The 13,030-nt window shown below is 41.8% G+C and carries 11 protein-coding genes and 1 tRNA gene; 3 read left to right on the forward strand and 9 right to left on the reverse strand.

The window, feature by feature from the left end:
* Positions 1–15 precede the first annotated feature (15 nt).
* Complete coding sequence (locus ACOOEY_RS08590) at positions 16–921, reverse strand: mechanosensitive ion channel family protein (protein WP_420388259.1); 906 nt, start codon at positions 919–921, stop codon at positions 16–18.
* A 100-nt stretch (positions 922–1,021) separates the two neighbouring features.
* On the opposite strand from ACOOEY_RS08590, the gene ACOOEY_RS08595 reads away from it, so the two are divergent.
* Genes ACOOEY_RS08595 through ACOOEY_RS08605 form a run of 3 tightly spaced genes read left to right on the forward strand, consistent with a single transcriptional unit; the run spans position 1,022 to position 3,497 of the window.
* Entirely contained in the window at positions 1,022–2,476 is a 1,455-nt protein-coding gene (locus tag ACOOEY_RS08595; protein ID WP_420388260.1) for an SDR family oxidoreductase, read from the forward strand.
* Complete coding sequence (locus ACOOEY_RS08600; RefSeq protein WP_420388261.1) at positions 2,473–2,913, forward strand: DUF4345 domain-containing protein; 441 nt, start codon at positions 2,473–2,475, stop codon at positions 2,911–2,913. The genes ACOOEY_RS08595 and ACOOEY_RS08600 overlap by 4 nt, the downstream gene beginning before the upstream one ends.
* Positions 2,910–3,497, forward strand: coding sequence for a hypothetical protein (locus ACOOEY_RS08605; protein WP_420388262.1), 588 nt, complete (start codon positions 2,910–2,912; stop codon positions 3,495–3,497). Before ACOOEY_RS08600 ends, ACOOEY_RS08605 begins: the two co-directional genes overlap by 4 nt.
* On the opposite strand, the gene ACOOEY_RS08610 is transcribed toward ACOOEY_RS08605, so the two are convergent.
* From ACOOEY_RS08610 to ACOOEY_RS08645, 8 genes are all read right to left on the reverse strand, one after another.
* Complete coding sequence (locus ACOOEY_RS08610; protein ID WP_420388263.1) at positions 3,490–5,022, reverse strand: GH3 family domain-containing protein; 1,533 nt, start codon at positions 5,020–5,022, stop codon at positions 3,490–3,492. The two genes, ACOOEY_RS08605 and ACOOEY_RS08610, sit on opposite strands and share 8 nt — an antisense overlap.
* A gap of 357 nt (positions 5,023–5,379) precedes the next feature.
* Positions 5,380–6,858 (reverse strand): alpha-L-fucosidase, encoded by a 1,479-nt coding sequence (locus ACOOEY_RS08615; protein ID WP_420388264.1) that lies wholly within the window; start codon positions 6,856–6,858, stop codon positions 5,380–5,382.
* Positions 6,859–7,001: 143 nt separating this feature from the next.
* Complete coding sequence (locus ACOOEY_RS08620) at positions 7,002–9,374, reverse strand: ABC transporter permease (RefSeq protein WP_420388265.1); 2,373 nt, start codon at positions 9,372–9,374, stop codon at positions 7,002–7,004.
* A 235-nt stretch (positions 9,375–9,609) separates the two neighbouring features.
* Positions 9,610–10,188 (reverse strand): NAD(P)H-dependent oxidoreductase, encoded by a 579-nt coding sequence (locus ACOOEY_RS08625; RefSeq protein WP_420388266.1) that lies wholly within the window; start codon positions 10,186–10,188, stop codon positions 9,610–9,612.
* A 51-nt stretch (positions 10,189–10,239) separates the two neighbouring features.
* Positions 10,240–10,833 (reverse strand): Crp/Fnr family transcriptional regulator, encoded by a 594-nt coding sequence (locus ACOOEY_RS08630; RefSeq protein ID WP_420388267.1) that lies wholly within the window; start codon positions 10,831–10,833, stop codon positions 10,240–10,242.
* A gap of 220 nt (positions 10,834–11,053) precedes the next feature.
* Complete coding sequence (locus tag ACOOEY_RS08635; RefSeq protein WP_420388268.1) at positions 11,054–11,896, reverse strand: hypothetical protein; 843 nt, start codon at positions 11,894–11,896, stop codon at positions 11,054–11,056.
* A gap of 86 nt (positions 11,897–11,982) precedes the next feature.
* On the reverse strand, positions 11,983–12,681 hold the full coding sequence (locus tag ACOOEY_RS08640; RefSeq protein WP_420388269.1) for a hypothetical protein: 699 nt from the start codon (positions 12,679–12,681) through the stop codon (positions 11,983–11,985).
* A 256-nt stretch (positions 12,682–12,937) separates the two neighbouring features.
* Positions 12,938–13,010: transfer RNA gene (locus ACOOEY_RS08645), tRNA-Met, on the reverse strand.
* Between the last annotated feature and the right edge of the window lie 20 nt (positions 13,011–13,030).

Consider the following 13,030-nt stretch of genomic DNA (forward strand, 5'->3'; position numbering starts at 1 on the left):
CCATACCATTTCACCTCATGAGTTGGGTTGAAGCGTCTTCAAATGACCTTCTAACTTCTCTCCTCCCTTAATACCAAAGTCCAGTGTACGAATAGGGAATGGAATGGTAATACCTTTTTCTTTGTAGGCTTTATTGATGGCCATAATGGCTTCACTACGTGCCTCCAGATAGTTGGGCTGAGTAGGAGAGTAATTCACCCAGAACATTACTCTGTAATTGATAGATGAATCGCCAAAACCCTCAAACACGAGGTTAACATTTTTGTCATCTGTCAGGTATTGATTCTTCATTACTGCTTCTTCGGTAACCTGCTTCACCTTTTCTAAATCTTCTGCATAAGAAACTCCAACATACAGGTCTACCCTTCTTTGGTGCGTCTTAGTGTAGTTGGTGATGGCATTCTGAAAAATTAAGCGATTAGGAATAATGACATGTAAGCCCTGAAAGGTTTCCAGTATTGTCGCCCTTAGCTGAATATCTTTGACAAAGCCGGTAACGCCATTAGTCTCAATAATATCACCCACATTGAGTGGCTTTCTGAAGGCCATAATGATCCCGGAAATGAAATTGGCTGAAATGTCCTGAAAGGCAAAACCAATAGCCAGACCGGCAATACCGGCACCAGCCAACAGCGAGGTAACGGCCTTACTGAGATGTAGTAGATTCAATGCTATGACCAGGCCCGAGCCAATGATCACAATAGAAATGATGGTTGAAAGCAACCCAATAATTGCGGGTTGTTCAATAAACCTTGACATCAGTTTTTTAGAAGCCAGGCGAACTATCCTTGAGATAAAGTAAAAAATGATAAGAACCAGAATGGCAACCACAAAATTGGGCAGCATTTCGGTTAAGGTTTGTAACCAACCTTCCAGCTTATCTTCAACAATTTGAAAAGCTTTTGAAATATTAAAATTCATAAAATTTTGATTCTACACTTTGAGTCGGGTGACTGTTTCCGATGGAAACAAATTCATTTTTATATAAACATTCAGACCGGTCAACATTGTTTAACATAGTGTGAAAGTCTTACTGACAGGGGCGAACGGCTACATTGGGAAGAGACTCCTTTACCTTCTTGTGGAAAGGAATCTTGAGGTCGTTTGCTGTGTAAGAGATGCTACCCGCTTTAATCATTCTCTCAGTGATCATCAACAGGTTTCCGTCATAGAGGTAGACTTCCTGAAAGAAGAAACGCTCAACCATATTCCGGAAGATATTGATGCAGCCTATTACCTCATGCATGCCATGTCTATGTCTGGAGGAAACTTCGCGGAAAAGGAGACTCAAATGGCTTTGAATTTCAAGCGAATCAGTGACAAAAGAAACCTGAAGCATGTCATCTACCTAGGAGGTATTGCTAATGATAAAGAACTTTCGCCCCATTTGGAAAGCAGACTACAGACAGAAAAAATTCTCAGCAAAGGCAACTATAATTTCACAAGCCTAAGGGCCGGGATTATTGTAGGTTCAGGAAGCGGATCATTCGAGATCATCAGAGACCTGGTAGAGAAACTACCAGTCATGATTGCCCCGAAATGGTTGAGAACCAAGTCACAACCTATCGCTGTAAAAAATATCCTCGAAATTCTGGACCGATCATTAGCTGATGAATACCTCTACAATAAAACCTTCGACATTGCCGGACCGGATACCATGTCGTACAAAGAGATGCTACTCCGGTTCGCAGAGGTGAGAGGGCTCAAACGATGGATTCTATCTGTTCCGGTGCTAAGTCCGAGATTGAGCTCCTACTGGCTCTACTTCGTTACTTCTACCTCGTATAACCTGGCCTCTAACCTGGTTGACAGCATGAAGACTGAAGTGATAGCCAGAGAGAATGAGCTACTCGAACATTTAAACATAGACTTGATTAGCTATCCGGATGCGGTAAAAAGGGCCTTTTCCCGGATTAAGCAAAATCAATTAATATCCAGTTGGAAAGATGCTATGTCTAGTGAGACCATTAATAAGCGTTTTGAAGACCTGGTAGAAGTACCTTCTTTCGGTTGTTTTAAAGATCATCAGCAAGTATCAGTAGTTGATGAAAAACATGTCCTCGACAAGATCTGGTCCATTGGAGGAGACCGAGGTTGGTACTATGGTAATTGGTTGTGGAAAATCCGTGGCTACCTGGACAAAATCGTTGGCGGAGTAGGCCTGAGGCGTGGTCGAACACATCCTACAGAAATCAATTCTGGTGACTCTTTGGACTTCTGGAGAGTAATTATTGCCGACAGGTCAAAGAAGAGACTATTGCTTTTTGCCGAGATGAAATTACCGGGTGATGCCTGGCTGGAATTTAAGATTGATAAAAACCAGGTGCTTCATCAGACTGCCACATTCAGACCTAAAGGCTTGTGGGGAAGGCTATACTGGTTTTCTGTACTGCCGTTTCATGGCTTTGTTTTTAAAGGCATGATCAGAGGCATTACCCAAAAAACGAATGTTGAACTTAAAACAGTGATTCAATGAACTTTCTGAAAATACTTACGACAGGATTTATTCTATTGGTCAGCTTAATTTTCCTGGCCGTTTCTTTGGGCTCTTTCCTGGCTCCAGAGCAAGTCATGGAATATCTCAGTATTCAAGCCGTATCGGACAGCGCTTTTAACTCAATACGCTCATATTATGGCGGCCTGAATCTGGTTTTTTCATTATTTCTGTTTTATGCGGCTTTTAGAATGCAAAAAACCGCATTAGGTTTTATCAGCCTTTATACCATTGGTTTTCTGATAGGAAGAGTTTACAGCTTTATTGCGGAAGGGGTGGCTAATGCATTTGTGATTCGATGGACAGCCGTTGAGGTGATTCTTTTTCTGGTAAGCTTTTTACTCATCAGAGCCATGATCGACAGGTCTTCAGAAAGCAGCGAATCGCGGTTAGATTATAAGCAGGAGGCAAGTATATGAAGAAGATAGAAACGTTTGGGTATAAGAAATCCATACCGGAAGAGATTTATTTTCCGGTACTGGAAACCCTTTCTTATTATCCTGAACTTAAAAACACCCCCATTACCTTCAGGTTCGTCAAGCCTAAGGACCATATCATCATGAGTGCCCAGCCGATATTCAAGACCATGTTCAGAATATTGGAGGAAAGGGCTTACTATGTTAATATCAGCAGGACCATCAAACTCGGATCCGATAGTCTCAAGGTGGAAGATTTACCGGAAGATGTTTTAATTGGCTGGCTTGGTCACGAATTGGGTCATTTAATGGATTATAAAGACAGGTCTGTTTGGGGAATGATCCGGTTTGGAGTGAATTATCTCTTTTCGAAGCATTTTGTTAAGGGGGCTGAAAGAAAAGCCGATGAATATGCAGTACAACACGGCCTCGGTGACAAGATAGTCAAGACCAAGAACTACATTTTGAACCATGCCGAGATACCCAACAGCTACAAGCAGAAAATGAAACGTTTGTACCTGGCTCCTGAAGAAATATTAAAAATGGTGGATACCAATCCGACCAAGTTAGCAGAACCTGCTATTTAGACTTTAAATAGCTCTCAAATTCTTGCAGAGATTCCTCCTTCATCATTCTGGGAGTTTTAACCTGGCCACCCTTCTTCTTATTGCGGGCATTCCAGTCATGGAAGTCGCTCGCCTTGATCAGGTTTACTTCAATACCTTTGAGTGATTTAGACCTGGCCACTTTATAGTTCTTATTTCTGGCTTTAAGAATATCGTCAAGACTCTCTTTCACTTTAAGCTCTTCGGCTTGCGAATCATCCGACAGGCCTAAGAACCATTGATGAATGAACTCTCCTTCCCGCTTGACTGCGCCAACCGTAAACTCAGGTACCTGTATACCGAATTTGCCTTCCAGTTCCTGAATAGCCTCATTCATTTTAGCAACCGAAAGTTGAGAGCCAACTACATTGAGGAAGTGCTTGGTTCTACCTGTAATCTTGATTTCGGCTCTTTCCACATCTATGAACCTGATGGTATCTCCAATGCTATATCGCCAGGCTCCACTCACTGTAGAAATGAGCAGAGCATATTCCTCATCGGGCTGCACCTCCTCTAAAGTCAGGGCCGGAGCATCGGGTATCGGACTTCCGTCTTCATTGAAATACTCCTCTTTAAAAGGAATAAACTCAAAGTAAATTCCGGACTGTAATGACAGTTGCATGGCCATGTTTTCATTAGGCCTGGATTGATAAGCCACAAAGCCCTCAGAAGCCAGGTAGGTATCGAGATAAAGCAATGGCTTTGAAGTCAGTTTATCGAAGCTTGCGCGATATGGGTCAAAGGCGACTCCTCCCGAGTTGTATACCATCAGGTTGGGCCAGATATCGTGAATGGTATCGGTCTGATGATAATCGACTACCTTTTGAAGCATGAGCTCAATCCATGACGGGATGCCTGAAATAGCCCCGATATCCCAATCAGGAGCCTTTTTGGCTATAGCCAGTACTCTTTCGTCCCAATCATCGATGCTGGCGATTTCTTCCCCTGGCTTATAATACCCCTGAAACCAGAAGGGGATGTTACTGGCACTGATGCCGCTAATCTCTCCTTCATAGTGCCCATTTACCTCTTCAAGGTCAGTACTGCTACCCAACATGAGAATCTGTTTCTCGAAAAACTGGTCCGGCAGATCATGCTCCGAAAGGCTCAATATCTGTTTGAGGCCAGTCTCTCTAATCGACTCAATCATGGCTGAACTTACAGGAATACGCTTGCTCTCACTTCCCGTAGTACCGGAGCTCAATGCAAAATATTCCGGCTTTCCGGGCCAGGAAACATCTTCTTCTCCCTCCAATGTTCTACTCCACCATTTATCGTGCATGACATGGTAGTCAAACGCTGGAACTTCCTTACTGAAGGCCTTTTTCAACTCATTCTCTGACAAGATCTTATCGAAGTGGTAGTGTTTCCCAAAAGCGGTGGAGCGGGCTTTTTCCAGTAGCTCTCGTAATACCTCATGCTGAAGCGCTGCAGGTGATTTATCACTTTCGGCAAACTGGCCACCGATATCTATTGCTTTCTTAATGATCTTTCCAAGTAGGGGCATATTCCAATGTTTATCTCTCTCCCATTCAAAGTCCTGACCAAGCTGTTTCCTGTAATGACAAAGATTTTCTCAGTTCTACCGAAGGCTTAACCAAGAAGAGGGTGAATCTCCGGATTTTACCCGTTTCTCAAAGTGGTCTGCTTATTGAAGAGAGGTATACCAATTCAACTAAGCCAAGTTCAATATGTTAGCCTGGACAGTCATTTTTCTACTTATCTCTGTATTAACCGCAACCCATGCCTTCAATAGAATGGCGGGTGAACTCAAAAAATGGTCACGCTTTTTCTTCTTTATTTTTGCAGCCCTATTTCTGGCTTCACTCTTCGCAGAGATGATTCAAATGTGAAAGAGAACTAATCAATTAATCTCACTCACTTTAATCACCCATACATAGTTGGCTGGAGGATTTTTCTGCCATTTGGATGGAATAGTCACAACAAAACCTTCACCTTCTTTCTTCCATTTCAGCTTACCACCACCCAACAGACTTACCTCAGCCTTGTCTGAAGGCTGCAAGCTTTTGAACACTATTTGTGAAGGCATGGCCTTCTCCTCTTCATTTGCCATGTAGAAGAAATAAGTAGTGCCATCAGGCTTTTGAGTTAAGGCAATCTTACCTTCCTTATAAGGAGCTAAAGCATGAGTCTCATAAATGGCTTCACTATTTACCTTCATCCATTGAGCGTATTCATCCAGCAAGTCATAAGCTCCCTGCTGCCAGGTACCATCAGGCCCCGGGGCTATATTAAGCAAGAGATTACCTCCCTTAGATACAATATCTACCAGTAAATGAATGGCCTTATGTCCGCTCATGTATTTGGCATTGAAAGTATGTGACCATCCGCCTCCTGAAATCATTGGCGACTCCCAGGGAAAGGGGAGTGGTTTTTCCGGTACCCGGTTTTCAGGCGTTAAGTAGTTTTGATTCTTGCCATGAACTGCCCGGTCTACAACAATAAGACCTGGTTGCTGCTCCCGGGCCTTTTCAACAAGTTCATCCATTTTAATATCCTGATTGACGATGCGGTGCTTCAGGTAGCCATTGGCATTTTGCTCTCCCAGGGCACCTTCATACCATTCGGTAATTTCTCCTTTCGGTGTTTTGGCCACCCAGCCTCCATCTAACCAAAGAATATCCACCTTGCCATAATCTGTCATCAGTTCCATTATCTGATTATGGGTATAGTCTACAAATTGCTGCCACTTTTCAGGATTAGCTTCCGGCTCATAATTGACATTTCTGTCTCTTGGGGGGTAATAAGGATCCCAGTAGTACTCAGAATGCCAATCGGGTTTAGAGAAGTAAGCTCCTGCCCAGATGCCTTCATTGCGAAAGGCATTAAAAATCTCCCTGGTCACATTCGCTCTGGGATGATTCTTAAAAATGCCCTTGCTACCGGTGACCTTATAATCTGTGTATTGGGAATCGAACATGGTAAAGCCGTCATGGTGCTTGGTGGTAAAAACCATATAGCGCATTCCCGCTTCTTTGGCCGCTTTTGCCCATTTCTCAGGATCAAAGTTTACCGGATTAAAAGTCAGGGCCAGGTTCTCATACTCCTGTCTATAAGTATTATAGTCTTGTGGGTTTGATCCCTTTGTTCTCTCGCACCAACCATATTCCTCCGGACATAGCGACCATGATTCCACAATACCCCACTGACTATAGGCTCCCCAATGCATGAGCAGGCCGAACTTAAGCCCTTGCCATTCTTCGAGCTTCTTTAATACCAAAGGATCGGTCTCAGGCACATAACGTTCATCTTCATAAACCGCCTGGGCATTTACAGTGAAAACCAAGCCGATACCAAGGATTAAGGAAAGCACAAATCTCATGATGATTGGGTTTTGTTCAACGATTCAAAAAACTGAAAATAGGGGTTTACTTAGACTTTGCCACAAATTGAGGTTGAATATGACATATTAAAAAAGGCCCATGATTGAACCATGAGCCTTTTCCATCAGATAATCGCCTTTTCCTATTCGTACTTAAGTCTTTCCGCAGGGTTAGCTGTAGCAGACCTCAGGGCGTGGTATCCTGTGGTCAACATGGTAATTAATACCGTAGCCACTATGACTATAATGAAAACCGAAGCTCCAATCTCATAGTGGAATTCAAAGCTTTTTAACCAACCATCGCCAAAATACCAGGCCGCCACACTTGCGGGCACTGCTGCGATCAATACCAGTTTCACAAAGTCACGAACCAGCAACCCAATTATGCCCTGAGTTCTGGCTCCGAGCACCTTACGAATGCTCATTTCTTTGGCCCGTTGTTCAGCAGTGTAAGAAGCCAAGCCCAGCAAGCCCAGACAAGCAATTAGAACCGTCATCATGGAGAAGCCAAGAAATAACTTACCTCTCAATTGATCAGTCTCATATTGTTCCATAAAATTCTCATCGAGGAAGGTAAATTCGAAGGGTAAAGTAGGGAAGACTTCTTCCCAAACCGACCTAACGCTGGCAATGGCTTCAGTCATATTTCCCTGAAGTTTAACCATAGCCGAACCATTGTTTCGGGCAGGCAAAAACATCAGTGGCTGAATAGGATCATATAATGATTGTTGATGGAAATTCTGGACAACACCTATCACCAAAGAAGGAATGCTATCATTAGTCACCTGAACTCTTCTGCCTAGTGGATTCTCCCAGCCCATCCTTTCCACCATGGCCTGATTGACAATAACTGCCCTGGAAGAATCAGATGGATATTCCCTTGAAAAGTTTCTTCCGGCAGCAAACTCAATGCCCAGGGCCGGAAAGAAATCATAATCTACCCGATAGTTATCCAGGCCCTTTTCTTCCATTACTCCTTCAGCATTTTCAATACTATAGATTTGCTTGCCGGTACCTGTGCCCGGAGTAGTACTACCCGTAGCGACCGCAGAAATATTAGGGCTTTGTAATAGTCGGTTTTGAAGTACGGGCCACTGATTCCTTGACTGAGGATTATTCAGACTAATTTGTAAGACCTGTTCCTTATCAAAGCCTAAATCCTTATTTCTAACATACTCCATCTGGTTATGAATAACCAGGGTGCCTATGAGCATGAAGATGGAAATGGCAAATTGAACGGTTACCAAAGATACTCTCAGCAGTTTCCCTCCTGTCTTACTGCCTCCTCCTTTCATGACGTCAACCGGTTTAAAAGAAGAAAGGAAGAAAGCAGGATATGCTCCACCTAAAACTCCTGTAACAACCAGAATCAGCAGCAATGAAAGTATAATGTTGGTATCTAATAAATTCTCAGCGCTAAGGTTAGTCCCCAGCATGTCATTCATTGCAGGGACAATCAGGATGACAATAATCACACTCAGGACCATGGAAATGAAGGTAATTACCACGGATTCGGAAAGGAACTGTCCGACAAGGCCTCCACGATTGGCACCCATTACCTTTCTGATTCCCACTTCCATAGCTCTTCTGGCCGATCTTGCTGTGGCCAGGTTCATATAGTTAATACAGGCAATAATGATGAGGAAAAGTCCAACCCCACTGAAAATATAAACATACTCCATACTTCCCACTGGTACGGGTTCACCCTCAAAATCAGAGGTCAGGTGAATATCCTGCAAGGGTAGCATTTCATACTGCACCTTAATGCCCATTCTTTCGAAGATGACATCCACATGTTTGACCAAGATTTCGTCAAGCTTGGGCTGGAAATCGGCTGGAGTAACATTAGGCTGAAGCACCACATAGGTATATATATTGAAGCCGCCCCAGTTCCCTACACCGGCAGGAATGACCGTCTGAGCAGAGATCATAACATCAACCATGATGTGTGAGTTGTCTGGCATATCCTTAAATACCCCGGTTACCTCAAGCGTTCTGTCTCCATCCGTTTTTAAGGTCTCCCCAATTGGATTGGTTCCTTTGAATATTTTTTGAGCTACAGATTCATTGAGAATTACAGCATTGGGCTTATCAAGTGCTGTTTCCTTATCTCCTGCAGTGAATTCATAGTCAAATACATCGAAAACAGTGGAGTCAGCGTAGTAGACATTTTCTTCGAAGTAGTTGATCTGATCCTTCTCCAGACGAGTTCTGCCATTCGGGATATAACGGACATACTGCTCTACTTCAGCATACTCCTGCTTGAGCATATGTCCCAAAGGCAACTGAGTAACTGCCCACCTGAAGGAATTATCGGGTTCTGAAATATTAGATGAAATTCGATAAATCCTATCTCCCTTTTCGTGGTAGTTATCGAAACTGGTTTCGTAGAATACATAAAGCAGGATAAACAAGCTTGATGCTATACCAACTGTAAGACCAATGATATTGAGAGCAGTATAGCCCCCTTGTCTCCTCAAATTTCTGAGAGTGACCTTTAGATAATTTTTGAACATGACCTTTAATGATTTTTGAGTAACTGCTAATATAAGGAAATAGCGTAAGTGATTACATTCACAAGCCTTCAATTGCATTAAGCAAGCCTCCAAAATCCATATTCTCTATTGATCACAAAGGTATTTTATACCTGTCAATTAACTGAAAGCAGTATTTCCAGCCAAGGATTAGGCAACTACTCATTAATCCAGCCGCATCTCCTGGTTAAATAAAAAGCGGAACACAAGTCTGGAATTAACCAAGGTTTTCACCAAGCGCAGTGACTTGCTTGATCCACTTCTCTCTTTGCTCCATTTTAGAATGATTGACTGGGGCGAAGTAGGTTATTTTAACCGGTTTGATTCCACAAAACTCCATCGTCCCTTTCTTGAACTGTTTAATAGCCGGTTTACCCATCACCAGGAAATCATACCATTTCGGAGTATCCGCAGTGATAACAGCCCTGGCCGTTTTACCTTTAAAAAGCTTGTTCGGAAATGTTTTTCCTTCCTCAAACTTATAAGCAACACCCGGTAAGAATGTTCTATCGATAAAGCCTTTCATCAATGCCGGAGAGCCATACCACCACATGGGAAAAAACCAGACGATATGATCTGCCTTCTTGATCTTGCCAATAGCCTCTTCCAAATCAGGCTCTAAATCCATGACCTTCCGATAGCCATATTTCAGGACAGGGTCAAAACTGAGATCGGCTATATTGATCACATCAGGATCAACACCCGCCTTGAGAGCACCCTTGATATATGCCCTTGACAAAGCATGGTTAAAACTTTCCTTATCCGGGTGCCCATTGATAACTAAAATCTTCTTCATCTTTTTTCTGCAAATGAAGAGGAACGAAGAAGCCCCGGAAAGGACATTTGTCTAATAAACCAGTGACTTGCGGATACGGCTCAGATGGCGTTGAGTGATACCCAGATAGGACGAAAGATAATTGAGAGGTATAGCCTGGAGTAGCTCAGGTTCGTGCGCCAACAAGTCTGAATACCTTTTCTCTGCCGTTTCCTTTTGTAGCAGAAAAATTCTCTTCTCCATCTTAAGGTACTCCTGCTCCGCGAAATGCTTAAAAAGGGTTGTCCAATTATGGCTTTGCTTTTCCAACTCTAAGATTTGGTTCTTTGATATGGTCAGGAGCTCCACATCCGTTAAGGCCTGAATATTTTCAGGAGTTTGCTTTCCTGTAATAAACGAGGAGTATGCGGATGCCATAGCATTTTTAAAGGTCAGACAGTAGGTGATATCCTCTTCGGTCGAGGAATAATAGTAAGATCTCAGCATACCACTATTAACAAAGGCGATCTCTCTGCATATATCTCCCTCCCTTACAAAATAGTCTCCTTTGTTCAGAGTTTTAATTCGGGTCAATTCAACAAACTGCTCAATCTCTTTTTGATCAAGAATTTGAATTTGTTCAAGAAATGAAACCAGCTGTGCTCTTTTGTTAGTGCTATCTCCCATAATAGCCACTTAACTGAAATTACCTCTTAACAATTCCGAAAGGCTCCATTAAGGAGAGTATGGCTTCTAAAGAAGAGGCTAAAGTGAAACAAAAAAAGCCAGTCAAATGACTGGCTTTTCTAAGTAGCGGGAGCTAGCGTTACATCGAACTATTTACGTTTTAAATTTTGGAGTTTCACCTTCCTTGGTTGAGACTTCAGGGATCAGCTTAAAATCAAAATCATGTTTGAAGTGATGACAAGAAGCGATATGCAGCATCATACACATCTTTATAAACGCCAAATTCATGAGCATGAGCTTCTAAAACTGCATTAAGATTGTCCCTAGAGTAAATGGTATCGTTTGCTAGTCTTAGCATATCCAAACTAAATGGTGTCGGGCCATTTTGTTTGAGGTAGTTTTGAATAGGTTTTACAAGGGTTTCTACTATGACATTGGGGTTAAACCGATCTGAGGTTCCCTGATAATTCTTATAAATTTTGTCCAACCTAACACATTGATCTGGATGCACATTTTGCATATCGGGATTGTGTATGACCTTCTCTAAAAAGAATGTGAAATTGCTTACGTTTTCATCCCATTTGGCTTTGTACTTCAAGTAACTTTCTTGGGTCAGATCTATTTTGCTAGATAGATCATTCTGAATTTCTGAAATTGATCTTATATGCTTATAAACTTTATTGAATTGAGATAATTCTAGGGACTTCTTTAACCGACCAACAAAGAACGCATCGTAAAAATCGGAGAATGGAATTGATAGAAAATTGTCTAGATGAGCTATCGTAGCATGTGACATTACAAAGCCTTCTTGATTCTCAATGTTCAAGGTTTCATATAGTTGTTTAAAACCATTTGATTGTTTGAGAATATCGCTTGATATAGAACTCGATAGTTCCATGAAAATCTTTCTGTAGTTACTCCTTCTCTTCCATTTTCGAATCGCTCGGCCCAAAAACTTAAAAAGCTCACCACAGAAAAAAACTAATATTGTAATCAGAATTGGAGCCAAAACAGCTCTGTCAATCCCTGTTGCATTCTGCAAATAATTCCAAAACTCACTCATTACCCTTTCATGTGTATGATCTTAGTTGACTACAAAATGAATCTATATAATTTTTACAATATTTAATTAAGGCTGGCGCTATGGGACTATCTGCTATAATGAACTTTGAACTGATCAAAAGTTCCTGATATCCATTCAATGCCAAATATTACTTCACTGAGTGTCATAAGAAATTCAAACATCTCGTTGGTTAAGCCTTGAGCAAATTCTTCATAATTCTTCTCTTGAATACTCGGCCTAAATGAGTGACTAGTTTTGATCAAATCATAGTGCAATACCTTATCTCTGAGTGATCGAATGACTTGCCCCCATGATTCATCTACTTCTTTAAAGACTTTCTCTATCTGAGATGCCAAATAACTTTCTGAGCTTTTCAAAATCTTATAGAAATGATTGGTACCATTAATAGGTTTGTAATAGCCAATTCGGACGCAACTGAGTTTTTGTGCAAAGTCAATGAAGGCTCTTATCTGAATTATGGTGCTTTCAAAGAATATCGAGTCAATTATGGATTTTGAATTATTCCACTCATAACCAACTTGTTGATCATCTTTTATCAAAGCTTCCTTCTTGAATTCAGAAATCTTCCAGAGAAATTCCAGATTGATTGTAGCCAAGGTGAATTTATACAGAAGGGCATCTGTGTGCTTAAGAATCTTAATCGTTTGTTGTGAATCTGGCTGTTTTTCAGAATAGATTGTACATGCCTCCCTAAACTTCATACAGATGGTATTGGTCTGCATTCGGAATACTTCCTCTGTGATTTCTGTCAAATCTACTTTCATGTTTAACTCCTATTGCACACAAATTCAGAAATTCTTTAATAAAGGAAGCGAACTCGAACCGAAAAAAAACCTCCTATTTAGACCTAGTGAATAATTTGGAAGTCACAATAGCAATTCTGGGTCTGTGTATCGTCAATTTTCTGAATCCGTATCTGAATTATCGAACTTCTTTTGAGTTTGGGGCGAGGCTTTTGGTACGTTAGAGGCCTATTTTGAGCATAAAAAAAGGACACCAATTTCTTAGTGTCCTTTTTAGTAGCGGGAGCAGGACTCGAACCTGCGACCTTTGGGTTATGAGCCCAACGAGCTACCAACTGCTCCATCCCGCGATGTGTACAACCTCAGACGA

This window comes from Roseivirga sp. (assembly GCF_965216855.1).
In the GTDB taxonomy this organism is placed as follows: domain Bacteria; phylum Bacteroidota; class Bacteroidia; order Cytophagales; family Cyclobacteriaceae; genus Roseivirga.